Below are 23,308 nucleotides of genomic sequence, written 5' to 3'. Positions count from 1 at the left end.
GATTCTCCCGTGGCTCAAAACCCCGTAACGATTGGCAAGCTGCAGTGTGGCACTCAGTTACCGCTGTTGTTCATTGCCGGCCCCTGCGTAATCGAAAGCGAAGAACTGGTGCTGAGCACCGCGGAGCGACTGGCCGAGATCGCCGCCCGGGATAACCTGTCACTGGTTTTTAAATGCAGCTTTGATAAAGCGAACCGAACCAGCGTTGACAGTTTCCGTGGACCGGGACTGGAAGCGGGCCTCGAGATTCTGGCGAAAGTCAAACAGGTCACGGGTCTGGATGTGACGACCGACATTCACGAACCGGGTCAGGCGGCTCCGGCGGCGGAAGTCTGTCGGATCCTGCAGATTCCAGCCTTCCTGGCACGACAGACCGATCTGCTGGAAGCGGCTTCCAAAGCAGCTCTCAAACATGGGGGTGTGGTGAATATCAAGAAGCCTCAATTCGTGGCGCCTGAAGACTGTATTCATGCCGTCAAGAAATGTGAGGCTTTCGGACAGGAACAGCTGCTGCTGACCGAACGGGGCACGACCTTCGGCTACGGTCGGCTGGTGAATGACATGCGATGTATTCCCATCATGCAGCAGATGGGGCCGCCGGTCATCTTTGATGCGACACACAGCGTGCAGACACCGGGAGGCAAATCGACCGGCGGACAGCGGGAGATGATCCCCTACCTGGCCCGGGCTGCGGTTGCCTGCGGTTGTGACGGGATCTTCGCCGAGACGCATCCCGATCCCTCACAGGCGCTCAGTGACGGTCCGAATATGCTGCCGCTGGAAGAGTTTGCCCGTTTTGCGCTGGATTTGCAGCGGTTTCGTACCCTGGTGAATGAAAACAGCGCCCTTTAAGACATTCCATCTGCCCGGGAATCGGTTATAGTATAGATAACAGACAGTTGAATGATCGATCTTCTGTCGGCTCATCACCTGTGAATGCACCGCATCTTCAACATCACATTTCCATCAGTGAGAGGGTGGAAATGTACCATACTATGAAACCACAACTGCTATGATTCTGACTTCTCTGCTCCGCCAAGATTCCGGAAAACGCCCGTCTGTTCTGGCCGGCGTCAGTCTGTTCTGCCTGTTGCTCAGCTGTCTGATTTCGCTTCCGGGCTGCAAAGATACCACGAAAAAGAAAGGCGGCGGAACGAATACCAGTGCCGCCAATCCGGCAGCGGAACAGGAAGATCCGGAGTGTCACAGTTATATCGATAATGCGATTAACATGATGCAGCCGGAACGGATGGGAATCAGCTCGACGCTGACAGGCGCTCTCTCCCTCTTGAACGAGTGGGCCGGCCAGTGTGGCAAGTTCGATGCAGAGCCTCCGACTCTGAAAGATTCTCAGCGAACGTTCCTGAAGAAATACCTGAGCGAAGAACAGCTGGCAAAGCTGGAGCTGACCCGCTTCACGGAGATCGACGGAAAATTCATCAGAGATTCACAGCTGTTTAATGGAATGGTGACCGCGGCGATCGAGGGCAAGAAAAATGACCGGGATCGCGCTACCGCTGCTTTTTACTACTGCATGAACAACATCGATCTGGTTCCCGATGCGAAGAACGCACTGCCTCTCGGACCGTATGAAATCTGTGTCATTGGATCCGGAAGTGCGAAGCAGCGGGCCTGGGTCTTCATCGACCTGATGCGTCAACTGCGGATTGATGCCGTTCTGTTCGAAGCAGCGAAACCGGCCCCGTATAAGCTGCTGGTTGGTGTGCTGTTGGAAGACCAGATTTATCTTTACGATCCGGTGCTGGGCATGCCGGTCCCATCGCCTGAGCAGCCTGCGGATACGATTCAGATCCAAATTCCCGCGACGTTTGCTGAGGTCCAGAAAGATCCCGCGCTGCTGAAAAATCTGTACGGCAAATATGCCGAGAGTCGTTTCTCTGCTGAGGAACTGAAAACGGCCCAGGTTGAAATCATCGGTCGCAGTTGCGAGTGGGCATCACGCATGCGTCGCCTGGAAGACTCGCTGTCGCGGAAACAGACATTCGTGCTGTATCGAAACCTGGATCCCCTGGAAGGGGACCCGGGGTTCATCGGCCACGTCCAGTCGATCGGCAAAGGAATTTTGAAAGAGAACCCGCTCGTGGTTTCAGAATACGCCGATCAGGAAATCGACAAGAGTGAAGCGGTCACCGGTGAGGAAGCCAAGAAACTGGCGATAGTCAAACTGCCGTTTCGCGCTCCGGTGCCTTATGACGTCAAAGGACGCAAAGAAAATGCCCAGGGATTCTTCGAAGTTCCCTGGGGCAGCCCGACCAAGAAGCTGCTCAAGACCCGCATCACACAGTTGATGGGGAATCAGTCGGCGGCGATCAAAAGCTATGTCTCGACCCGACTGGAGGAACGCTTCCCCGTGGATCTGGTTGTCCCGCCGGATATCCGGCAGATGCATGTTCTAGCTGCACAGAATGCAGCCTACTTCATGGCGATCGGGCAGTTCATCCAGGGAGAATACGCGAGTGCAGCGCGCTCGTTTGACACCTTCCTGCGACACCGGTTCTATATTCACCGCGACGGTCAGGGAAAGTGGCTGGGACGCTCGCTGTCTGTGATGTTCCACATGGCGATTGCAGATGCAGAATCGGACAAGCTGAACAGTGCGATCTTTTCGCTGTCTGAGAACGAGAAACACAGCCCCGAAGCGATGCAGCCCGCGTTTGCTTATTTCAGTGAACGCTGGAAGACAATCCGGGATAACAACAAAAAGTAACCCCCTGCTGCTCACCCGCCCCATACGAACTGAAAACTGAGTCATGCTTGCCTTTTTTCGACGCCGCTGGTTTCTGCTCTGCATTACGGTTGTAATCGCCTGCGGCGTCTATGCCGGTCACGAAGGATCGCAGGAAACTCTGTCACACTTAAAGCTGTTCATTCGCCCTTCGTGGCTGACGGCGATTGTGTTGTTTCTGATGTCACTCAGTCTCAACTCTGAGCATCTGCTCTCATCGATCCGCAAGCCGGGACCGATGTTTCTCTCGCTGGCAACGAATATCATACTGCTGCCTTTGATTGCCTGGGCACTGCTGCCACTGCAACTGACTGCCGACTTTCAAATTGGCCTGGTAATCATGGCGTGTGTTCCGTGCACCCTGTGTGGTGCATCGGTCTGGACCCGGCGGGGGGGCGGAAACGATGGCGTCTCATTAATGGTGACGATGATCACCAACGGTGCCTGCTTTCTGACGGTCCCTTTCTGGATTTTGTTGATCACCTCACGCGAAATCGAATTCGACCGCTTCGCCATGGTCACCAAGCTGTTTTATGCAGCAATGCTGCCGGTCCTGTTCGGCCAGATCCTGCGGATGAACAAGACCATCAAACAGTTTGCCGATCGGATTACTTCGCGACTGGGAACAGTGGCACTGATCTTCGTGCTGTTCATGGTGCTGCTGGCTGCGGTACAGACCGGCTATGGCATTCAGACTTCGGAAGTAGGCATCTCACTGGCAGCGGTCGCGGTGGTCTGGATCAGCTGCATCGTGGTGCATGTGGGAGGTTTTTTCACCAATCTGCTGCTGGGCAAAACGTTTCGGTTTCATCCGCGGGACCAGATCGCCAGTGCGATTGCGGGGAGCCAGAAGACATTGCCGATTGCGGTCTTCGTGGCGACGGACGCGTCGATGTTCGGCAACGCGGGGATTCCGTCGGCTGTCTTTCCGCTGTTGATGTTTCACACATCGCAGTTCTTTATCGACACTATCCTGGCTGATCGACACCGCGAAAAGTACATGACCTCGTCGGAACCGGAGCCCGTGGAAACGGAACCGCAGCCAGTTTCTGCCTGCGAGCAGTAAGTTGTCACCCTGGTGACTGTCAGCATTCAGTTCTGATAGATGACGACCAGGAACAACATGGCTTCGCCGCGGCCCGCATTTCTGATGGTGTGCGGCACATCGACTCGATAGCTGGCGGAATCGCCAGGACCGAGGACCGTTGTATCGTCGCCGGACTGCAGTTCGATTTTGCCTTTTTCGACGGTCAGGAATTCGCGCGTCCCTTTGAAGTGGGGCGCACTTTGCAGTTTCCCGTTGGAGTGCAGCTGCACTTCGTAAAACTCAACGTCCTTTTCGAGGTGCAACGGGGAAAGCGTCCGAATGCGGCACTCGTCATCGGAACGATAATGAAACGTACGATCGTCGGCCCGGATGACTTCAATTGATGAGGTGGAGATCGGCGCTTCTACCAGTTCGCCCAGAGCGATGCCGAAGGCCTGTGAGATCCGCACTGTGACGGCCAGCGTGGGATTGGCTTCGCCCCGCTCGATCTGACTCAGCATGGAACGACTGACACCGCAGGCGGCCGAGAGGGAATCGAGTGACCAGCCCCGCTCTTTCCGCAGGGTACGTACGCGCTGCGAAAGCTGCCCGCTGATCTCATCGGGGGAGAGCTCAGCCGTAGGTTTGCTGGCGGTCTGTTTTCCTGGCGAAGGCGCAGCCATCTCTTTTTCCAATATACCGGATTATGACTCTTGCAAAATGGATTTCCGTTTTCTATTATACTGGATAATCAGGCATTATAAAGGATTCAGTCAGCTGATCCTCCAAAATATTTCTGCACGCCGGGGTGAAATCATGAAGGCACTCGTAAAGAAAGAGTCAAAGCCGGGTCTCTGGCTGGAAGAAGTCCCCAAGCCGACGATCGGCATCAATGATGTGCTGATCAAAGTCGATCGGACGGGGATCTGCGGCACCGATGTCCATATCTACAAATGGGACGACTGGGCACAGAAGACAATTCCGGTGCCGATGGTGGTCGGCCATGAATTCGTAGGCGAGATTGTGGAAGTCGGCTCGAACGTAGCTGATTATGTTCCCGGCGAAATCGTCAGCGGTGAAGGGCATGTCGTCTGTGGTCGCTGTCGGAACTGTTTCGCGGGACGGCGACACCTGTGTGCTCATACGCGGGGCGTGGGAGTGAATCGGCCAGGTGCGTTTGCCGAATACATTTCGCTGCCGATGACCAATATCTGGCATCATGACGATTCGATTGACCGGGATGTCGCTTCCATTTTCGACCCGTTCGGTAACGCCGTCCATACGGCCCTCTCGTTTGACGTGCTGGGAGAAGACGTTCTGATTACCGGTGCAGGACCGATTGGTGTGATGGCGGCAGCTGTCGTTAAACATGCGGGAGCCCGGCATGTGGTCGTCACTGACGTGAACCCGTACCGACTGGAACTCGCGAAAAAGATGGGGGCAACACTCGCGCTGGACGTACGGGATAATACGATTGCCAACGCCCAGAAAGAACTGGGGATGACCGAAGGCTTCGATGTGGGACTGGAGATGTCAGGGAACCCGGTCGCGTTTCGGGACATGCTCAACAACATGTGCCACGGCGGAAAGATCGCGATGCTGGGGATCCCGGAAAAAGAGATTGCCATCGACTGGAACATCGTCGTGTTCAACATGCTGACACTGAAAGGGATCTACGGTCGCGAAATGTACGAGACCTGGTATAAGATGACAGTCATGCTGCAGAGCGGGCTGGATATCAGTCCGATCATTACACACCGTTTTCATGCCAGCGAATTTGAAAAAGGGTTCGAGGTGATGATGTCGGGCCAGTCCGGCAAGGTGATTCTCGACTGGAATGAGATGTAAGACAGAATACGTCACGACGCCACAAACTTTAGCAGGATAAATCCCATGTACGGATCGATCAAACAGGAACTGGAAAAGACGCTCGCAGAAATCAAAGATGCCGGCCTGTATAAGTCAGAGCGGATCATCACCACGCCTCAGGATGCACACATTCGCGTGGCAGCCGGTGAGCCGGTATTGAATATGTGCGCGAACAATTATCTCGGACTGGCCGAACATCCCGAGGTAATCGCAGCTGCCCATGAGGGCCTGGATCAGTGGGGCTACGGCTTGTCGTCGGTCCGGTTCATCTGCGGAACCCAGTCGATTCACAAGGACCTGGAACAGAAACTGAGTACGTTCCTGGGGACGGAAGATACGATCCTGTATACATCGTGCTTCGATGCCAACGGCGGGCTGTTTGAGACACTGCTCACGAAAGAGGATGCAATCATTTCGGATGAGCTGAATCATGCGAGCATCATTGACGGCGTGCGGCTCTGCAAAGCGCAGCGGTTCCGCTACAAGAACAACAACATGCAGGACCTGGAAGAACAACTCAAGGCGGCACAGTCGGCCCGCTTCCGTCTGATTGCCACCGATGGTGTATTTTCAATGGACGGCTACATTGCGAATCTGCCGGCGATCTGTGATCTGGCGGATAAGTATGATGCGCTGGTGATGGTCGACGATTCGCATGCGGTCGGTTTCATGGGAGCGCATGGCAAGGGGACGCATGAATTCCACGACGTGATGGAGCGGATTGACATTCTGACCGGAACGCTGGGCAAGGCACTGGGTGGTGCCAGCGGTGGTTACACCAGTGGTCGCAAAGAAGTGATCGATCTGTTGCGGCAGCGGTCGCGTCCGTACCTGTTCTCGAATTCCGTTGCACCGCCGATTGTGGCTGCGTCGATCAAAGCCATCGACCTGCTGACCGCTTCGACGGAACTCCGCGACAAGCTGGAAGCGAACACGAAGCATTTCCGCGCGGGCATCTCGCAGGTTGGCTTTGATGTGCTGCCAGGCGAGCATCCGATTGTGCCCATCATGCTCGGTGATGCGTCGCTGGCGGCCCAGGTCGCCGATGCGTTACTGCAGAAGGGGATCTACGTGATCGGGTTTTCGTATCCCGTGGTGCCACAGGGTAAGGCGCGCATCCGGACCCAGATTTCCGCGGCGCACTCGATTGAAGACCTCGATTTCGCAATCGAGAAATTCAAAGAAGTCCGGGAAGAGCTGGGAATTTAACGGGACTCGGCAGCGTTGTTGCCGCGAGTCACTTATTAGTCGACCAGGCCATGGTAATGACGTCGTCATCACCGACGTGGTCCTTTTTCTCGACCGTGTAACGATGGCACATCATTTCCTGGAGTCGATCGACCTTTTCTTCTGGCGAATGACTGTCTTTGATTACTTCTTCAAGAACGGGTTTGGGGATTTCATTGAAATGGTGCCCCTGCCGACCTTCGGTGAAGAAGTGTGCTTTATCGAAGATCTGTTTTTCATTCCCGGTTGAATCTTCACCGACGTTGTATCCGTCCAGCAAACCACCGTGAAATTCGTAGCGTAACATGGGTATCGCTCCTTCCTTTCTATTACGTTGCTGATTGATTCAACTTCTATTCTCAAGTCAAAATGGGGATTCGTCAACCGCCTGTTTTCAGGAGTGCCATAAAACAAAGTGTTTTATGGGCTTGAGGGGACTTCGAGACTGGTTCTGGTATGTATTTCTGGATCCGTCTTAAAAAATATCAGACTGCGCAATCAAATGCCGATCTGTTATTCAGCTGTTGTTTTTTTAACAGTCGGCTGCGGCACAAAGCCCATCACCGCGTATTCAAAGCGGGTGCGTCCGCTGCTGTCGGCCCGCATGCGTTCGGCGACCAGGGGCAACCCCTGTGTGGCGGCGAAGCGGACGGAGGCTTTGGCATCTCCGTAGGAGAAGAGAATGATCACCAGGCTCTTAGGCTGCGGGGTTGTTTTGTAGACAGCATAAAAGCGATCAACGAACTCTGCCTGCGATTCCGCCCGGAAACTGGCTGACTTGTCACCAATCTGCAATTCAAAGATGCCATTCTCGGTGAGATAGAGATCCCAGATGTCGCTGCGTTTGGTGAGTTCGTCGTAGGTCAGGAAGTGCCTCACAACATCTTCGCCGCGGGCCTCGGCCAGTTCCTTGAGCTGTTTTCTGACGCGTTCCCGTTGTTCGCGTGTTTCCGGGGAATCGGGAGTCCCCTTGGATTTCAGCAGCGGATCCAGCGTGTCTTCCGGTAGCTGGAACAACTGTTGTACGAGTTCGCCGACCCGGTCGCGCTGATCACGCAGGCGTTCGATCTGCTCGGACTGTTCCATCTGCGTTTTTTCTGACTGCTGCTGCAGCAACCGCATGCTTTCCTGCGTGACGGCATTGGCTTCCCGGGCCTTCTCGATCGCCTCGAGTGCTTTGGTTTTCTCTGCGGAGAGTTGTTTTAACCGCTCCGCCTCCGATGCCTGGAGTCGCTGTAGATGTGTCAGTTGTTCTTCCGCCTGGGTGACTTTGGTCTCGGCGCGCTGTTCGATGCGGGCGGTCGTCTCCTGCGTGTCCATGAATTGCGCAAAGATGACAATCAGGAGCAGATCGAGCAGGGGTGTAAGCTGGAAGGTTAAACGACGGCGGCTGATCATGATTTCGCGGCACTCCCCTCTGCGAGTGCCAGCTCCCGTTTGGCGCGGACGACGGTATCGCGGACATGCTGCCGGTTTTCTACCAGACCGAGAAACGAGGTTTCCAGAATACTGTTGATAAACATCAGCAGAATGGCAGCGGCCAGACCGGCGAACGTGGACCAGATGGCATCGCCGAAGTGGCTGACGATGGAACTGATGGCGGAACCGTTTTCGGCCCCGGTGTTCGCCTGCAGAGCCGCGCCCATCGCGAGGATCGTTCCCAGGACCCCGGCGAGGGGGTAGGCTTCGATCATCGTGCGACAGATGTTGTAGCAGGTCTCGAAGAAGTGGGAATTGAGGTAGCGGCGTTTTTCATCGAGAATATGCACGCGTTCGGAGAGTACCTTGCGGTCGGCCGGGTTGGCGCCTGGTTCGATGGTTTCGTTGACGTCCGCGAGAAAGGCTTCGATCTGATCGGAGAGGTGACCGGTGGAATCGAGCAGGCTGCGGTGCTTGAGACCACGGGTGAAGTCATCCAGAGATGAGGCGATACCTCGCAGGTCGCGACGGGACCAGACCCAGAGTACAAAGAAGAAGAACAGGTGCGCCCCACAGGCCAGAATGATGATGAAGGTGGAGAGTCCTGAAAGCTGGCTTAAGTACTGCGACATCAATGACACCCGGAGTTGAAGATAGTTTGGTCCCTGTTCTGTGTCCGACCTGGCGCACGGTCCCTGTATAACAAACGTGTTTATTAGCAGGATCGATCAAAATCATCTGGTTTCCTTGATCTTTCCTGTCGATCGGCGACTGCAGTCCATTTTACACTCCAGTCACAACGAATATAACGAAAAAGGATGCCGGCTTCCGCAGAAGGGGCATCCTTTGAGGGTCTGGTTTTACTGATTCCGGCTGGGATCAGGCACCATATTTTTCCAGGCGACCGGCGTGCGCCATGGCCATGGACATCAGGTACTTGGCTTCGAACTGTCCCAGTCCACCTTTGATGCACTCGGATTCTCCGAAGCTCTGACAGCCATCGAAGCGGGCGTTTTCCGCAGACAGCAGCACGGGTACGGGGTGCCAGCTGTGCGATTTCATTTTGGATGGTGTACTGTGGTCGCCGGTGACGATCAGCACATCGGGCTTGAGTGCCTTGATGCGGGGGATGCAGGAATCAACTTCTTCGGTCTTGGCGACCTTGGCAGCGAAGTTACCATCTTCGCCGGTGGAGTCGGTGTATTTGTAATGCACGAAGAAGAAGTCGTAATCGTCCCAGATTTTTTCGAGGCAGTCCATCTGCGATTCGAGTGTCTGGCCGGCATCCTTGACGTCCATGCTGACCAGGCGGGCCAGTCCGCGGTACATCGGATAAACGGCGATGGCAGCGGCACGGGTGCCGTAGACTTCTTCGAAGGTGGGGATCTCCGGCATCTTGGCGATGCCCCGCATGGTGAGCAGGTTGGCAGGACGATCGTCTTTGAGGATCTCGCCTGCCTGCTTGAGGAATTCCTTACAGATCTCGGCGGTCTTCTGAGAGGCTTCGTTCTGTCCGACCGGTTCGAGAGGAGGTACGCCGGTTTTCTGAGGATCGGTATCGTTGATATCGCCGCCCAGGCCTTTGGCCCGCAGTACGATCACCAGTCGGTACTCTTTAACCGGACGGACGAAAACTTCGACGCCGGGGATTTCGATCTGATCGAGTTTCTTGCAGAGTTCAACGCCGATATCGCTGGCGATGCGGCCGGCACGACGGTCGGTGATGTTGCCATCATCGTCGAGCGTACAGAAGTTGCCACGGATGGCGACGTCATCGGGACCGAGTTCAAAGTCGATGCCTAGAGCTTCGAGTACACCGCGACCGATGTTGAACTGCAGCGGATCGTAGCCGAACAGTCCGAGGTGACCGGGGCCACTACCCGGAGTGATGCCGGGGAGCACGGGAATGCTGCGTCCCAGGGTTCCGTTTTTGGCCAGTTCGTCGAGGTTGGGGGTGTTGGCTGTTTCCAGTTCGGTTTTTCCGCCCGGTTCCAGGGGGAGTCCACCCAGTCCGTCAGAGACGAGCAGGACGATCTTGGAATCATTCTTCTTCTGCAGTTTTTTCATTAACGCATGCAAATCAGCCATTGAAATACTCAAACCTTATATGCTTATGTTTATATATGATGGAGCGGGTCGTGAGCCCGTTCCGCACGATTTCCGTCAGAAGCTATACCATAGCGGAATCCGGGGAAATTGTTAAGCAGGACGGCGGCTCATTCAGCAGTCAGCGGGCAATTAGCGCGGGTTCTCGGCGGGAGTCACAGCGGCGAGGCGATCGCGGAAAAACTGCAGGCTTTCGGTGGCCATCAGCTCGGCGTTGAAGTACTGGCGGACACGTTCGTAACCCTGTTGTGCCAGTTGTTTACGGTAATCCTTGTCCTGGTACAGACGTTCCCAGGCCTCGACGAGTGCCAAGGTATCACCCGGGGGCACGAGCAGTCCGCCGGCGGTCTGTTCGATCAATTCCGGAAAGGCACCATGGGCGGGCTGGACGACGGGGACGCCGTTCGCCAGGGCTTCCAGCACGAAGATCCCCTTGGGTTCCTGGTAGTCGGTCGGCACGGAGAGGAGGGAGAGGTTTTTGTAGAAGTCGACTTTTTCCTCGTGCGAAGCGGGGCTGCCCCAGTAACGGTAGGCATCCTGAAGTTCATCCAGTGGAGCGGTAGTTTCCTTGAACCAGGCTTCGTTTTCTCTACCCAGGAAGCCTCCCACCAGCAGGCGGCTATCGGGGTGTCGTTCGTGGAAGATCTTGAAGGCTTCGACGGCGTTTTGCAGACCTTTTTCTTTACAGATACGGGCAAAGAAGCCGATGGTAAAAGGCTCGTCGACGCTGGTCTCCGGCGTGCCGTCATAGCCATCCAGATTGATGCCGAGCAGGACTTTGTGGAAATGGTCGACGGGCACATCCAGGTAGGCAGACATGAAATCGCGGTAGTAATCGCTGTGTACGAGAACGCCGTCCAACTGTTGCACGTTCGAGCGAATCAGTTCCAGAGAACGACTGCGGTAGGGTTCTCCGAGTTCTTCCAGAAAGACATCGTCCCCCTGGAGAATGCAGAACAGAGGTCCCTTGAAATGCTGCTTGATGGTTTTGATGGTCCCCGAGAGCAGGGCGTTGCTGAGGCAGATGACATCGGGCTTGAGCGTCTCTCCCAGGAACCGGGCGAGTTCTTCAATTTCGACGTCTTCGGCTCCCTGATCTCCTTCCAGCAGATTGACAGTCAGAGCCCCCAGTTCGTGGGCGTCATTACTGACGCCGAAGCTGGTGGCGAGGTTAATGATCCAGGGTGTATCCAGCCAGTGCTTGAGGAAACGGGGCAGAGCGCGCCAGATGCGGGAACGGTAATTCAGATAGACGTTGATCCCTCCCAGGAAGACCGTGGAGCCGGTCATGTTTTCTTCATCGACGCGAATGGGAGTGTAGGTGGGGACGAGTGTCGCTTCAGCCCCCTGCAGCATCATGGCTTTGGTCCAGGTGTTGTCGTGCATGCATGCGCCGCAGAACATCCCTGCTCCTCCGGAGGTGATGATGGCGACATGCAGTTTCTTGTCTGGCGGTAGGGTCATAAACGGGATACCTGAGTGATTACGGGCGGGAAGAGGATCAGGTCTGGTTCAGATGCCGGGGGGCGATCTCCTGCACGAAACGTTTTAACAGAGCCATAGTTTCGGGTGTATCGTGAATCGAGTGGCGGAACTCATCGAGGGAGAGTCCGGCGATTTTCTCGACATATTCGGGGTAGGTATTGAGGCGGCCCAGGAACGATTCCCGGTCGAGTTCGGGATGGAACTGAGTGCAGTAAATGGGGCGATCAATAAAACGATACGCCTGATTTTCCACACGATCAGTGGAGGCCAGCAGTTCGGTTCCCGGGGGAAGTTCAACAACCGTATCTTCATGCCCCATCAGCCCTTGCAGAATATCGCCTGCGGGGCCGAAGATGGGATCAGCCTGGCCTGCGGCAGTCAGACAGACGTGATGAACGCCGATTTCGGCCCGGTTGAGATCGTGGACCACGCGGCCTCCCATGGCGCGGGCCATCGCCTGAAATCCCCAGCAGGAAGCGAACGTGGGTTTACGGAGATCGTGCACGACTCGTAGACTTTCCAGGGCGATCTCCAGCCAGCGACCTTCTCCTGCGGCGGAATAGTGACCACTGCCGCCGATGAAGACGACATCATGAGACACGAGATCGACTTCCCTTAGTGGACCGCCGAGCAGATCGAAGACGGCGATCTGACTGGTGTCGACATCCAGGGAGCGGGCGAAACAGTTGACTTCCTGCTGTTTCATCGGATCGTCTGAATTGCGAACCTGTAACAGGAGGTAGCGAAGTTGTTGCAGCATTTCGGTCCGTTCATTTCCTCACGTTATCCCGCGACAGGGAAAACGGTAATCATGTATTCAGAATTCTAATGGCGCTTGAGCTCACAGCAGCTAATCTGACAGCAGTTTTATCTTACAATTCCCTTGCAGGAAATGATATCAAGGCCGAGAGAATCTAGCATTTTGCAGGCCACGGCCCAATGCATCAGCATTATTTTATATATAAACAGCTTTCAAATCAGATTTTTTACAAGGAATTCATTTTCATTTTATATATCGCTTGACAAAAATCACGATTCTGGCGATATTCACTATACAACAATTGTTTTTATCTCGTGCGTCATCTCCCAGGAGGATATATAAGTTTTCCTTTTTTTGAACCTCTTCGATGCATGAATTATTCAACGCCAGTCAGCTCGTCTTGACTGGCGTTTTTTTGTGTCCACACGCCGATTCTGTTAGAATTCAGTGATCTTTATCTGATCCGACCTGTTTTACTGACTGGAATCAAGCATGCGATGCTTTCAAACCGCTCCACTGCTGCTGATGCTCTGCCTCGCGACTTCTCCGATGACTGTCTGGGGGGACTCCAAAACAGAATCGACTTCCCGGATGCTGCAGGCAGAAGAACTGGGCCAGATCTCTCCCCTGCACCGGAGCGGTCAAATCTACCTGGCAGGTCAGCCGGGAGAAAACGATTTCAACCTGATTCAGAAAGCGGGCGTGAAGACTGTGATTAACCTGCGTCCTTCACGGGAGTTGAAATGGGACGAGGCGATGTACCTGAAGATGCTGAATCTGGATTACGTGCAGATTCCCTTTCGAGCTCCGGAATCATTGACGCCTGCGGTTTTCGACCAGTGCCGCAAACTGCTGAATGATAAATCAAAGCAGCCTCTGGTTCTGCATTGTGCATCCGCCAACCGCGTCGGAGCAATCTGGCTGGCCCATCGTGTGCTGGATGACGGGCTCTGCTTCGATGCCGCCCTCGAAGAAGCCAAACAGGTCGGACTGAAAACCCCGGGCTACATCGAACAGGCCAGAGCGTATATCGCCCAGCAAGGGAAAGCGGAGTAAGCGAGTTAACTCAACAGGGTTGAAACTTGATCATGCTCTAAAAGCAGATGCCACACCGCATCATTTTTTTCAGTCATAACGAGTCCCGAAACGATACCTGGCTCCGGATTTCCAGATGTTGAACATACCGGAAACCAGGACACGTTCCAGAAAAACAGGTTCACTCTGTAGCAATGAGGGGCGGTCGGCCCCGTAAGTGGTCAGGCTTTGATCGACCTGAAGTTGTGACTGACATGGTGGCATTCCAGTACCGACTTTTCCCAGACGAAGATCTCCAGGGGCGGCAGATTCCACAACACGATCGAACGTTTCTCGGGGGGACCGAAGTATTCCGATGCCAGGTCACAGACACTGCTACGGAACTGGTAAGTCACGAAGGCACCGCCGGGAGCGAGTTGCTGATAGATGGATTCCATCAATGCACGTCCTTCCTCGGGTGAGAGCACTGAGAACGGAATTCCCGATACGATAACATCAGCCGAAGCGAAATAGTTGCGTTTCAGGATTGATTCGAGATTGAGTGCGGATCCGATCTCGACGATCAGGCGCGGGTCTGAAATCTGCTGAAGAGATGCAGCGAATTCCTCGACGACTTCCACGCAGAGTAATTTGGACTGATCGTGCATTGCCTGCAGCAGGGCTCTGGTCGTTTCACCGGTTCCCGGACCGAGTTCAATGACGGTTTTCGCGGAACGCAGACAGGCAAGTGAGCTCAGTTTGCGTTGCAGGTAACTGGAGCTGGGAATGCAGGAAGCTACCTGCAGCGGGTTCTCGAAGAAGCCACGCAGAAAACAGGGCAGAGTCGAAGTAATCGACGTAGTGTCCTCACCTGGCGAACGTGAAATATCCATGATGTAATCCTGACTGAAGAGGTGATTCGGCTAGCGTTTGTCACGAATGGCTTCGATCAGCTCAGCTTTATTCAGCTTGCTGCGGCCCTGAATGTTCTGCTCTTTCGCGAGATTGTAAAGTTCGTCTACAGTGCGGTCTTCCAGACGAGTGTTAGGGTTGCCGGTTCCCTGAGTGGTCTCCCGGGGCGTTCTTCCCTCTTTCCGCCGTTGTTTGTTGACTGTGCGCGCGGCGATCGCTTTCGCCTCAGATTTGGATTTGCCTCGATCGAGGGCACTCTCTCTAATTTCCTTGTATTGCTTTTCATCTTTTTGTGTCCAGGTAGTCGGCATGGTTTTAGCTCCTGGCAGTCAGTATTAAAAAAGAAAACTGAAGCGAGTTCCCCCCCATTCTCATTAGTATGGCCCGCTCGAGAGCCATACCCGATATAGAAACTCGCTCCAGTTTTTAGTGGAGTTAGATAGAGTCAGGAGAGTTGCATTTCCCGTGCCAATATCACTTCACGGGTGCGCAGTATGCAACAGAATCAGCAGTTGTAATCCAGCGGGGAAAGCGGGAGAACGCGTTAAGAATTTTTTCCAGCTGATTCCCGCGGCTTAGGATCGGGTTGAATGAGAACCAGCCTCACGAACAGAAGCGGTTGCTGAGCGACCAGCGTGGTCCCTGAGATGCCATTCGCACTGGCGATATGCAGGCAAACGTTGAATTGAGACAGGACGCCTGCTGCGCAGAAGGATTGCGCATCGCAGAGCGTGAATAGCGTTGAATACTAGACGATTTCCGGCATCGGCAGATAGCCGCTGTCGACCAGGTACTGGGGGCGACCGGCGTGATCGGGCAGGGTAACCCGCTCGATGTCGATTCCCATGTTGTGGTAGAGGGTCGCAAAGACTTCCTGGAAGTGGACGGGACGATCATCCGCTTCGCCGCCAAGACGATCGGTGGTGCCGATCACCTGGCCGGTCTTCATTCCACCACAGGCGAGCAGTGCGTTACAGACGCGTGGCCAGTGATCCCGGCCGCTGTTGTTGTTGATCTTGGGAGTCCGTCCGAACTCGCCCCAGGCGATGACGGTCGTGTCTTCGGCGAGTCCCCGCTGATGCAGGTCTTCAATCAGGGCGGTGATGGCCTGATCGAAATCGGGGAAGTTCTCTTTGGCCCGTTTGAAGTTGCTGCCGTGCCAGTCCCAGAAGCTGTAACTCAACGTCACCATGCGGGCCCCCGCTTCAACGAGTCGACGGGCCAGCAGGAACTGTTCATTCAGACGAGGGGCGGCGTCACCCTGCTTACGCGAAGTCCCTTTGCCGTAGCGTTCGCGAACCGCGGGATCTTCCTGGGAGACATCGAGTGCTTCGACGAGTCGTCCTGAAGAAAGGACGCCAAATGCCTGTTCGTTAAAGGCGTCCAGGCCTTCCATCGAGCCGCTGTTATCTGCATCGCGGCGGAACTGATCGAAACTCGTTAAGAGTTGCTTTCGATCCTGCAGTCGGTCCAGGGTAATTCCGTTGAGGGTCATGTCCCCCTTCATTTCCCCGTTCGGATTGAAGGGAGTATGCGAGGTGCCGAGGAAGCTGTTTTTTCCGAAGTTGTAGGGTGTGTGCTGCATCTTCGGCGAGAGGTTCACATACGCGGGGGCTGTTGCCCGCGGATCGCCTTTGAGACGCGAGAGAGCAGAACCGATTTCCGGCCATCCACCTGCAGGCTGATTCCGATCGCTGTGCCCGGTCATACATTGAAACGAAGCATGTTGACCGATAGACCCGACGAGCGAATTCACGAAGATACTTTTATCAGCGAGACTGGCCAGGCGGGGCAGATGCTCGCAAATTTTGATATCAGGCACATTCGTGGAGATCGGGTTGAACTCGCCTCGAATTTCAGAAGGGGCATCCATCTTGAGATCGTACATGTCCTGATGCGGCGGTCCGCCCGGCAGGTAGATCATGATGATCGACTTGTGTGACTTCCCGGTGCCCGACTGCTGTTCTGCCCGCAGAAGCTGTGGAAGCGTCAGACCGCCGAATCCCAGCGCGCCGACCTTGATGAAATTGCGGCGTGAGACGCGATTACAGAATCGGTTGGCAGCTCCGTCGAAAATATTCAGCATTATCTACTCCAGGGCGGGGTGAGCAGTGCGTCCAGTGACGCCAGGCAGGGTATGGTCAGTCTGGATGGAAAGCGTTTCAGTTTCCCATCTTATCTCTGATCGGCGGAGTTGTCCACGTTGATCCATCAAGATCCATTCACATGAGTGGATTCCCTGGACATTCTTCCCAGACTGCCTTCGCAATTAACAAAACAGGATCAGGCGGACCGTGTCCGCGCCACCGTCTCAAACCCGCCCTTGTCGAGCCGAGGGAATGGGGCCTGGACTAAAAAGACAAACCCTTTCATTTCAGGCATTTAAGGGGAGGTCCGCGGCCTTCCAGGCGGTCATGCCTCCCAGAACGTTTGCTACATCAGCGAACCCGGCGCGGCGGATGAACGAGGAGGCGATTGAAGCGCGATACCCTGAGCCACAGACCACAGCCACCGGTTGTTCCTGGGGAATTTCCTCAAAGCGTTCCTGCAAAGCACCGCCGTGAATGTGGAGTGCCCCTTTGATATGACCGGCGTCCCATTCCCGCTCGGTGCGGACGTCCAACACCGTCAACGGGTGCTGCTGGCGCAGTTTGTGATGCAGATCCCTGACTGAAATGGTTTCCAGCATTTCCAAAGGGAGTCCCGCTGTTTCCCACGCATTGATGCCCCCTTCCAGGTAGCCCTGAATTTCGTCAAAGCCGACGCGAAGCAGATTGGTAACGACTTCTTTCACCTGGGAGGGCTGATCGACGACGAGCAGAATCGGACGGTCATAAGGCAGAACCCAGCCCGCCCAGGTCGGCAGATTTGATCCCATTGGGATGTTGATAGCATCCGGGATGTGTGCTGCAGCGAACGCCTCTTTCGAGCGGACATCGACAATCAGGCAATCCTCACATTGTCGCTCTGCAACCTGTTTCGCCGACCAGCGTTTCTGCCCGGGGAGTTCCGGCCCGATGATCGCCGGACCTTCTTTGTTGATTCGTTTCATGCGACTGAAATAGGAAGGGGAGAGGGGCATGTCCTGCAGCAGGTCTTCGATCCAGGGTTCTTCGTCCTGCTTCTGCAAGACATCACTGAAACGCCGTTCAAAGCCCAGCGTGGAAGAACGTCGCGAGCCAATCGCTTTTCCACACAGAGAGCCGGCTCCGTGTGCAGGAAAGATTTCCAGAAAATCGGGCAGGGCTTCGATCCGCGTGAACACACTTTCATAGAGCTGGTGCGCGAGCTTTTGCTGTTCCGCTTCGCCCAGCAGATCCGGGCGTCCGACATCGCCGACGAACAGAAAGTCTCCTGTTAACATGCACCAGGGCGTGTCCGGGCTGCGGGATTCGTCGAACAGCAGTATGGCGATGTGTTCGGGTGTGTGACCGGGAACATGCCGAAACTCGAACCGAAGCTTCCCTAACGACAGCGTGTCGTCTGCTGATACATGACGATCAGCGAATGATTGAGTCCAGTCCGCATCGCCATACGCTGAACAGTAAATCTGCGGTTGATTGTTCAGTCGCGCTTTCAACTCGCGTGAGCCGGAAACAAAGTCGGCATGCACGTGGGTCTCGATAATATATTCAATGTGCAAATCGTGCTGACGGGCAAATTCAATGAAGTGATCGACATCACGGGGCGGGTCGATCACGACGGCGGCCCCGCTCTGATCATCGCCGATCAGGTACGAACTGATCGCCAGCCCCGGCACAAACCGTGGATAAAAAATCATGCTGAGTGCTCTCTGCTGATTGAGTGTGACGCTTATTTGTGGTGCGTATCAACGTAATGTTTGACGAAGTCCTTGAGCTCGGGCTTGTCACACTGGAAGCCCATCTTTTCTGCTTGCTGCAGGGTCTGTTCGCCGGACATTTCTTGTTCAACAGCACTGTTCATCATAGCCATGGCGCCGGCGCGCTTACCGCTTTTACAGTGAGCGAAAATCGGTTTCGGCAGTGCTTCAAACTGCTCACGAAATTCGTCGACCTGGTGATCGTCCAGCATGTTCATGGAAACAGGAATATGACAGTATTCCATTCCCGCTGCCTCGACGGTTTCACCTTCGGCCTGAGGTGTAAAGGGCATCCCCTCTTCGTTCGCAGCCCGAAAGTTCACAATGGATTTGAAACCCTCATTGCTGAATTCGTAAATTTCGTCCCGATTTGGCTGAGGTCCAACGGTAATCTGGTCGCTGATTTTCATCGTGTTATCCATGTGTAGACTCCTCTTCTCTTGAAGGTCGAGTGATTTACTATCCGTCGCTGAATCAGCCGCAAATAACATACCAGCCATGCAAATCCAGTTTAGTTCCTGCTTTTGCCAATCACAGGAGGCATCGCTGGTTGATCAGCGTCCGTCGTGCCTGCTGAGCCGACAGTGGAAAAACATTTTTCAAAAAAATGCGTGATGTTCCTCCACGTAAAACGCCTTACAATGTGGGATGTCATTCCGTCGGCGGTACACTCACTGCGGAACGACAGATATGTAAAAGACTTACCACATTAACCAGGAGCCCTGTCATGCGTCGTTCGATTCTAATTCCAGTCTGTCTGGGAACGCTGTTCCTGATGAGTCAATTCGCTGCTGCCGCCCCGCTGGCGGAGGAATATCTGACATCGGGAAAACTGGACGAAGGGGCTCAGGCTCTGCAGAAACAATTAAAAGAGAATCCGGAAGATGACCAGGCGCGGTTTGGCTTGGGAGTAGTGCAGTTCTTTCAGTCGTTTGAACATCTGGGGACAGACTTTTATCAATATGGACTGCTGACCCGAAGCGGCTTCGGAAATCTCCCGGGGCAAATCAGCGATTTTCTACCTCATAATCCAAACCCCGAAACTATCTCTTACGCCGACTTCCGCCAGATGCTGCAAACCTGGGTCAATGATCTCAACGCGGCAGAGAAAACCCTCTCAGCCATCAAAGATCCTGATGTGAAATTACCGTTGCCTGTATTGAGCATCAAAGTCAATCTGTTCGGGACTGGAACACTCGTTGATGGCAGCTACCTGATGGGCACTGCCAGAACTCCCGAAGAACAGAAGCAGGATCGAAACTTTGTGATTCAATTCGACCGGGGCGATGTGGACTGGCTGGCCGGTTACTGCAATTTCCTGAGTGCCTGGGGGGAAGTGTTACTGGCGATCGACGGCCAGGAAATGTTTAACTGTACCGCTCATCTGTTTTTTGAAAAAGTCAACACACCCTATCCTTTTTTGATGGAATCAAATCGCAATTTCGGCAGTCTCCTGGGTGGTCCTCGAGGATTCAACCGGCCGCTCGTCTCGGACATCCTGGCGTTCATTCACCTCTGGCGATTTGAACTCAAGGAACCGGAGCGGATGAAAGCAGCACTGGCACACCTGGAAGATATGCAGCGGCACGCGAAATCGATGTGGAAGTTTTATCTGGCAGAAACCGATAACGAACGCGAATGGATCCCCAATCCACAGCAGACCGGCGTGCTCGAAATCAAGGTCACGCAGGAGATGGTCGATACCTGGCTGGTCGTGCTGGACGAAGCGGGAGAGGTGTTGCAAGGCAAGAAGCTGATTCCCTTCTGGCGAGGCAAACCGGGGACACAGGGTGTGAATCTGAGGCGTGTATTTACCGAACCGCGGGAGATCGACCCGTTTCTGTGGTTCCAGGGAACCGCAGCGACCCCGTACCTTGAAAAGGGTGAGATCACAGACTTCGCCAATCCCGAACTGTGGGCCCGCATCAACCGGACATTCGGCCGTAACCGGTTCTTCACGCTGGCATTCTGGTTTAACTAGGTGACGGGCAGAATCACTTGATTCTTTTCGCTGAACGAATTGCCAGAATATAATCACGAGTGTATACTGCCGAGTGTCCCAGTGGTTCCTCCGCAGTCAGGGAGCCGCTCTCTCCAGTTGTTACAACACTGCCAGGCACCAGAGCGAATACCGATGATTAAAGTGAACTATAAAGTCTTGCTCCGCTGTTATCCCGGGGAAGTCATTTTTTATGCGGTTGGTGTGATCGTGGGGTTGGCCCTGATGACGGTGCATACTGCGCTGGGCGGAGCGATTGCCGGTGTTTCGGTGATCGCCTGCATCATGAATCTGAATTCCTGGAAAGGTCATTTCGCTCAGGGTGCGTTGTTACCTGCCATTGTGGTCAACCCGGACAAGGGGTTGATTGCGGTCGTCGCGGACATGGATGCCCAGGGAGGCCGCCCGTATCCTGTGGTCAAGATCGTCAAGCGACCGATTAAAAGTGCGACCGGTGCTCCATTCAAGAAGGGATCGCGGCTGGCGACAGTCGCCACATTTCATAACAGCAATATCGTGAGCAACAAGCGCTGGACCGATTTCAATCCGATTGCCGTCAACTGTGCGACTGCCAGTCGTAAAACCATTAAACGGGCGATTAACGCCATCGATGAGGAAGAGTGGGAACTGCTGCTGAAAGTCGTAAAGAAGCTGGATCAACCTTATAAAGCGGGGATCTATCCACTCTGATTCCCCAGCTCAGTTAACACAGGGGAGGAAACGAGCATGCGACCACAGCCGATGATCGTTGTGAATGATGTCCCTGCCAGCAGTCGCTGGTATCAGAGTCTGCTGAATGTCAAAAGTGGACATGGTGGCGATGAATACGAACAGCTAGTCCGCGAGGATGGCACGCTGATCCTGCAACTGCACCACTGGGACGTGCACGAGCATCCCTTTCTGGGAGATCCCGAGGCATCGAAAGGGAACGGTGCCTTGCTCTGGTTTGAAATTGATGATTTCACCGAGGCGGTCGCGCGGGCGAATTCGATGTCTGCAGAGATTCTGGACGGGCCGCTGGTCAACCCGAATGCACAGCACCGTGAGCTCTGGGTGCGCGATCCGGACGGCTACACTGTCGTACTGGCGACGAAGTATGGCGATCTCTAAACTCCCTGTCTGAAGTTGTTGCTGTCCTCTTTATTCTTCCAACAGGATTTTCAGCCGTATGACATTCACAACAATCAAGGTCCCCGGCGCTGAGGCTGTAGAACAGTTGAATGCGCTTCGCGATCAGTATCCGCAAACCGGACAATATCCGTTTTTGATCGGGCCGGATGAAGAACGGCAGAGGATTACGGAAGCTGCAGAATTTAATCAGGAGTCACCTGAGGAAATTATCCTCGCTTCGCAAAAGGTGAATCTGGACGAATGGGTGGCGGAACGTCGGGCGGAACTGGAAGAGTATGGATTTTCTGCCGATGAAATGCTGGGGGCATGGCCGGGGGACATTATCGAGAAGGGCTCCCTCAGCTTACACAAAAATGTTCTGTCGGGAAGAATTCATCCCGAAGTCTTTCTGGGACAGGTGCAGATCGAAAGCCCCTGGCAGCTTCCGGCGGCTTTAAAATATGGTGGCTGGAATGACTGTCCGGAACCGGAGGTTCAATGTGCCTTCCACCAGAAGTGGTATTCCGAATTTGGAGCGGAGATCTGTGGCGTCGCCGGGGATGTTATCGAATGCACAGTAGAGCGACCTCCGCAAGATCAGGAATCTGCCCTGCGGCTGGCGTGGGAGCAGTACTGGTATTGTGCCGATATCGTGGATCAGGGGTGTGAAACGATCAATAATCTGGCCGCGACTCTACTGAAATCTCCCTACTGGTTCTTCTGGTGGGATTAAGAGAAATCCCAGCGAAAGCCCTACCAGAACAGCGGGTGAGAACTATAATCGCGAGTGAGTCCGTTCCGGAAACGCGCTCAATGAGGGAATCGTTGCCCACCACCGGTGAGTAGCTAACAGACGTTTTCTGTTACCGGTGGCTGACGCCTTTCCGCTCAGATTATTAATTCAATATACCGCCGGCTACTCCGCGCCGCTTACATCTAAATCTCCAGAGAATGGGCAGTCCATGTCACGGGAAATTACTTCTGAAATCATTGCTTCGTTTTCCGAACCCCTCGAAACTCATCCGATTTACGAGTCGATGGCGACGCTGGAGGACCTGCAGCGGTTTATGGAACACCATGTCTATTCGGTCTGGGATTTCATGTCGCTGGTGAAGACGCTGCAGGGAATTGTCGCGCCCACGGGAGCGCCCTGGGTGCCTGTGGGCGATGGAAGTATTCGACGGTTTATCAACGAGATCGTGCTGGAAGAAGAATGCGACGAAACCGCGGACGGCGAATTCGCGAGCCATTTCGAACTGTATCAGACAGCCATGAATGAAGTGGGAGCCGACACCGGACCGCTGAAGGAATTTATCGCCACCGTCAAATCGAGTGGGATCGAGAGTGCGCTGGCTCTCCCCTCTCTGCCCGAACCGTCGCGGCAGTTCACGAGCAAAACATTTGAGTTCATCGCCGATGGCGCGCCACATAAAATCGCGGCGGCTTTCGCTCTGGGGCGCGAACACATCATTCCCAGCATGTTCCGTGCGATCCTGAAACAGACCGGTGTTTCAGAACAACAGGCACCGGTGTTTCATTACTATCTGAATCGGCACGTGGAACTGGATGGTGACTTCCATGCCCCGCTGTCACTGCGACTGCTCAACGGACTGTGTGGGGGAGACGAAGTCAAAATTCAGGAAGCAATCACAGCGGCGCAGGAGGCAATTCAGGCCCGGCTGCAGTTGTGGGACGGCGTACTGGAGAGCATTCAGGCATCGGTCTGAAAATCTGGTAGCGACAATGACTTCGATGCTCTACAATCAGAGCGCCCGTTTGAATCCCCTTTCATT

23 protein-coding genes are annotated in these 23,308 nt (G+C 54.5%); 11 read left to right on the top strand and 12 right to left on the bottom strand.

What is annotated here, in order from left to right; translation table 11 throughout:
* Positions 1-9 precede the first annotated feature (9 nt).
* The 3 genes from kdsA (at position 10) to FYZ48_RS21405 (ending at position 3,812) form a co-directional block, all read left to right on the top strand.
* Positions 10-852 (top strand): 3-deoxy-8-phosphooctulonate synthase, encoded by an 843-nt coding sequence (kdsA, locus tag FYZ48_RS21415; RefSeq protein WP_149344159.1) that lies wholly within the window; start codon positions 10-12, stop codon positions 850-852.
* Positions 853-1,012: 160 nt separating this feature from the next.
* Positions 1,013-2,728, top strand: coding sequence for a hypothetical protein (locus FYZ48_RS21410; protein WP_149344157.1), 1,716 nt, complete (start codon positions 1,013-1,015; stop codon positions 2,726-2,728).
* Between the two features lie 43 nt (positions 2,729-2,771).
* On the top strand, positions 2,772-3,812 hold the full coding sequence (locus tag FYZ48_RS21405) for a bile acid:sodium symporter family protein (protein ID WP_149344155.1): 1,041 nt from the start codon (positions 2,772-2,774) through the stop codon (positions 3,810-3,812).
* 26 nt (positions 3,813-3,838) lie between these two features.
* Here the strand turns inward: FYZ48_RS21405 and FYZ48_RS21400 are convergent, their stop codons facing one another.
* On the bottom strand, positions 3,839-4,456 hold the full coding sequence (locus tag FYZ48_RS21400; RefSeq protein WP_149344153.1) for a helix-turn-helix domain-containing protein: 618 nt from the start codon (positions 4,454-4,456) through the stop codon (positions 3,839-3,841).
* 133 nt (positions 4,457-4,589) lie between these two features.
* On the opposite strand from FYZ48_RS21400, the gene tdh reads away from it, so the two are divergent.
* Together tdh and FYZ48_RS21390 are read left to right on the top strand one after the other, a co-directional pair.
* The gene (gene tdh / locus FYZ48_RS21395; protein ID WP_145190381.1) at positions 4,590-5,621 is read left to right on the top strand and encodes an L-threonine 3-dehydrogenase; all 1,032 of its coding nucleotides are present in this window, start codon (positions 4,590-4,592) and stop codon (positions 5,619-5,621) included.
* Positions 5,622-5,666: 45 nt separating this feature from the next.
* On the top strand, positions 5,667-6,851 hold the full coding sequence (locus tag FYZ48_RS21390; RefSeq protein WP_149344151.1) for a glycine C-acetyltransferase: 1,185 nt from the start codon (positions 5,667-5,669) through the stop codon (positions 6,849-6,851).
* A 28-nt stretch (positions 6,852-6,879) separates the two neighbouring features.
* On the opposite strand, the gene FYZ48_RS21385 is transcribed toward FYZ48_RS21390, so the two are convergent.
* From FYZ48_RS21385 to FYZ48_RS21360, 6 genes are all read right to left on the bottom strand, one after another.
* Positions 6,880-7,176: a hypothetical protein gene (locus tag FYZ48_RS21385; RefSeq protein ID WP_149344149.1), complete on the bottom strand. Its 297-nt coding sequence runs from the start codon at positions 7,174-7,176 to the stop codon at positions 6,880-6,882.
* 206 nt (positions 7,177-7,382) lie between these two features.
* The gene (locus FYZ48_RS21380; protein WP_149344146.1) at positions 7,383-8,267 is read right to left on the bottom strand and encodes a hypothetical protein; all 885 of its coding nucleotides are present in this window, start codon (positions 8,265-8,267) and stop codon (positions 7,383-7,385) included.
* Complete coding sequence (locus FYZ48_RS21375; protein ID WP_145043324.1) at positions 8,264-8,920, bottom strand: MotA/TolQ/ExbB proton channel family protein; 657 nt, start codon at positions 8,918-8,920, stop codon at positions 8,264-8,266. The genes FYZ48_RS21380 and FYZ48_RS21375 overlap by 4 nt, the downstream gene beginning before the upstream one ends.
* 247 nt (positions 8,921-9,167) lie before the next feature.
* Positions 9,168-10,376, bottom strand: coding sequence for a 2,3-bisphosphoglycerate-independent phosphoglycerate mutase (locus tag FYZ48_RS21370; protein ID WP_149344144.1), 1,209 nt, complete (start codon positions 10,374-10,376; stop codon positions 9,168-9,170).
* Positions 10,377-10,526: 150 nt separating this feature from the next.
* Positions 10,527-11,858, bottom strand: a complete 1,332-nt coding sequence (locus FYZ48_RS21365) for a glycosyltransferase family 4 protein (protein WP_149344142.1) — start codon at positions 11,856-11,858, stop codon at positions 10,527-10,529.
* 37 nt (positions 11,859-11,895) lie between these two features.
* The gene (locus tag FYZ48_RS21360; protein ID WP_149344140.1) at positions 11,896-12,639 is read right to left on the bottom strand and encodes a type 1 glutamine amidotransferase; all 744 of its coding nucleotides are present in this window, start codon (positions 12,637-12,639) and stop codon (positions 11,896-11,898) included.
* Between the two features lie 492 nt (positions 12,640-13,131).
* Between FYZ48_RS21360 and FYZ48_RS21355 the strand changes: the two genes are divergently transcribed.
* Positions 13,132-13,695, top strand: a complete 564-nt coding sequence (locus FYZ48_RS21355; protein WP_149344138.1) for a fused DSP-PTPase phosphatase/NAD kinase-like protein — start codon at positions 13,132-13,134, stop codon at positions 13,693-13,695.
* A gap of 200 nt (positions 13,696-13,895) precedes the next feature.
* Here FYZ48_RS21355 and FYZ48_RS21350 read toward each other — a convergent pair whose 3' ends face one another.
* The 5 genes from FYZ48_RS21350 to FYZ48_RS21330 form a co-directional block, all read right to left on the bottom strand.
* Positions 13,896-14,546: a class I SAM-dependent methyltransferase gene (locus FYZ48_RS21350; protein ID WP_149344135.1), complete on the bottom strand. Its 651-nt coding sequence runs from the start codon at positions 14,544-14,546 to the stop codon at positions 13,896-13,898.
* Between the two features lie 30 nt (positions 14,547-14,576).
* Positions 14,577-14,876 (bottom strand): Rho termination factor N-terminal domain-containing protein, encoded by a 300-nt coding sequence (locus FYZ48_RS21345; protein WP_149344133.1) that lies wholly within the window; start codon positions 14,874-14,876, stop codon positions 14,577-14,579.
* Between the two features lie 437 nt (positions 14,877-15,313).
* Positions 15,314-16,651, bottom strand: coding sequence for a DUF1501 domain-containing protein (locus FYZ48_RS21340; RefSeq protein ID WP_149344131.1), 1,338 nt, complete (start codon positions 16,649-16,651; stop codon positions 15,314-15,316).
* Positions 16,652-16,939: 288 nt separating this feature from the next.
* Positions 16,940-18,346 (bottom strand): MBL fold metallo-hydrolase, encoded by a 1,407-nt coding sequence (locus FYZ48_RS21335; protein WP_149344129.1) that lies wholly within the window; start codon positions 18,344-18,346, stop codon positions 16,940-16,942.
* A gap of 32 nt (positions 18,347-18,378) precedes the next feature.
* Entirely contained in the window at positions 18,379-18,828 is a 450-nt protein-coding gene (locus FYZ48_RS21330; protein WP_149344127.1) for a beta-lactamase hydrolase domain-containing protein, read from the bottom strand.
* A gap of 305 nt (positions 18,829-19,133) precedes the next feature.
* On the opposite strand from FYZ48_RS21330, the gene FYZ48_RS21325 reads away from it, so the two are divergent.
* The 5 genes from FYZ48_RS21325 to FYZ48_RS21305 all read left to right on the top strand — a co-directional run bounded on the left by FYZ48_RS21325 (position 19,134) and on the right by FYZ48_RS21305 (position 23,242).
* Entirely contained in the window at positions 19,134-20,387 is a 1,254-nt protein-coding gene (locus tag FYZ48_RS21325) for a tetratricopeptide repeat protein (RefSeq protein WP_149344125.1), read from the top strand.
* Positions 20,388-20,540: 153 nt separating this feature from the next.
* Positions 20,541-21,095, top strand: coding sequence for a DUF3239 domain-containing protein (locus tag FYZ48_RS21320; RefSeq protein WP_149344122.1), 555 nt, complete (start codon positions 20,541-20,543; stop codon positions 21,093-21,095).
* Between the two features lie 36 nt (positions 21,096-21,131).
* Complete coding sequence (locus FYZ48_RS21315) at positions 21,132-21,515, top strand: VOC family protein (RefSeq protein ID WP_149344120.1); 384 nt, start codon at positions 21,132-21,134, stop codon at positions 21,513-21,515.
* Between the two features lie 58 nt (positions 21,516-21,573).
* Positions 21,574-22,248, top strand: a complete 675-nt coding sequence (locus tag FYZ48_RS21310) for a DUF4253 domain-containing protein (protein ID WP_149344118.1) — start codon at positions 21,574-21,576, stop codon at positions 22,246-22,248.
* A 229-nt stretch (positions 22,249-22,477) separates the two neighbouring features.
* Positions 22,478-23,242 (top strand): DUF3050 domain-containing protein, encoded by a 765-nt coding sequence (locus FYZ48_RS21305; protein ID WP_149344116.1) that lies wholly within the window; start codon positions 22,478-22,480, stop codon positions 23,240-23,242.
* Positions 23,243-23,308 lie beyond the last annotated feature (66 nt).

Origin of the sequence: Gimesia chilikensis (assembly GCF_008329715.1) — a bacterium.
Taxonomy (GTDB): Bacteria; Planctomycetota; Planctomycetia; order Planctomycetales; family Planctomycetaceae; genus Gimesia; species Gimesia chilikensis.
The sequence above is the reverse complement of the archived record's forward strand: the minus strand, read 5'-3'. Positions and strand labels throughout refer to the sequence as shown.

Excerpts from the sequence above, each read along its gene's own strand:
- FYZ48_RS21340 (WP_149344131.1), bottom strand. The coding sequence starts at position 16,651 with ATGCTGAATATTTTCGACGGAGCTGCCAACCGATTCTGTAATCGCGTC.
- FYZ48_RS21325 (WP_149344125.1), top strand. The coding sequence starts at position 19,134 with ATGCGTCGTTCGATTCTAATTCCAGTCTGTCTGGGAACGCTGTTCCTG.
- FYZ48_RS21305 (WP_149344116.1), top strand. The coding sequence starts at position 22,478 with ATGTCACGGGAAATTACTTCTGAAATCATTGCTTCGTTTTCCGAACCC.
- FYZ48_RS21315 (WP_149344120.1), top strand. The coding sequence starts at position 21,132 with ATGCGACCACAGCCGATGATCGTTGTGAATGATGTCCCTGCCAGCAGT.
- FYZ48_RS21375 (WP_145043324.1), bottom strand. The coding sequence starts at position 8,920 with ATGTCGCAGTACTTAAGCCAGCTTTCAGGACTCTCCACCTTCATCATC.
- FYZ48_RS21385 (WP_149344149.1), bottom strand. The coding sequence starts at position 7,176 with ATGTTACGCTACGAATTTCACGGTGGTTTGCTGGACGGATACAACGTC.
- FYZ48_RS21400 (WP_149344153.1), bottom strand. The coding sequence starts at position 4,456 with ATGGCTGCGCCTTCGCCAGGAAAACAGACCGCCAGCAAACCTACGGCT.
- FYZ48_RS21370 (WP_149344144.1), bottom strand. The coding sequence starts at position 10,376 with ATGGCTGATTTGCATGCGTTAATGAAAAAACTGCAGAAGAAGAATGAT.
- FYZ48_RS21355 (WP_149344138.1), top strand. The coding sequence starts at position 13,132 with ATGCGATGCTTTCAAACCGCTCCACTGCTGCTGATGCTCTGCCTCGCG.
- FYZ48_RS21345 (WP_149344133.1), bottom strand. The coding sequence starts at position 14,876 with ATGCCGACTACCTGGACACAAAAAGATGAAAAGCAATACAAGGAAATT.
- FYZ48_RS21310 (WP_149344118.1), top strand. The coding sequence starts at position 21,574 with ATGACATTCACAACAATCAAGGTCCCCGGCGCTGAGGCTGTAGAACAG.
- FYZ48_RS21390 (WP_149344151.1), top strand. The coding sequence starts at position 5,667 with ATGTACGGATCGATCAAACAGGAACTGGAAAAGACGCTCGCAGAAATC.
- FYZ48_RS21410 (WP_149344157.1), top strand. The coding sequence starts at position 1,013 with ATGATTCTGACTTCTCTGCTCCGCCAAGATTCCGGAAAACGCCCGTCT.
- FYZ48_RS21320 (WP_149344122.1), top strand. The coding sequence starts at position 20,541 with ATGATTAAAGTGAACTATAAAGTCTTGCTCCGCTGTTATCCCGGGGAA.
- FYZ48_RS21330 (WP_149344127.1), bottom strand. The coding sequence starts at position 18,828 with ATGGATAACACGATGAAAATCAGCGACCAGATTACCGTTGGACCTCAG.
- FYZ48_RS21365 (WP_149344142.1), bottom strand. The coding sequence starts at position 11,858 with ATGACCCTACCGCCAGACAAGAAACTGCATGTCGCCATCATCACCTCC.
- FYZ48_RS21335 (WP_149344129.1), bottom strand. The coding sequence starts at position 18,346 with ATGATTTTTTATCCACGGTTTGTGCCGGGGCTGGCGATCAGTTCGTAC.
- FYZ48_RS21360 (WP_149344140.1), bottom strand. The coding sequence starts at position 12,639 with ATGCTGCAACAACTTCGCTACCTCCTGTTACAGGTTCGCAATTCAGAC.
- FYZ48_RS21350 (WP_149344135.1), bottom strand. The coding sequence starts at position 14,546 with ATGGATATTTCACGTTCGCCAGGTGAGGACACTACGTCGATTACTTCG.
- tdh (WP_145190381.1), top strand. The coding sequence starts at position 4,590 with ATGAAGGCACTCGTAAAGAAAGAGTCAAAGCCGGGTCTCTGGCTGGAA.
- FYZ48_RS21380 (WP_149344146.1), bottom strand. The coding sequence starts at position 8,267 with ATGATCAGCCGCCGTCGTTTAACCTTCCAGCTTACACCCCTGCTCGAT.
- FYZ48_RS21405 (WP_149344155.1), top strand. The coding sequence starts at position 2,772 with ATGCTTGCCTTTTTTCGACGCCGCTGGTTTCTGCTCTGCATTACGGTT.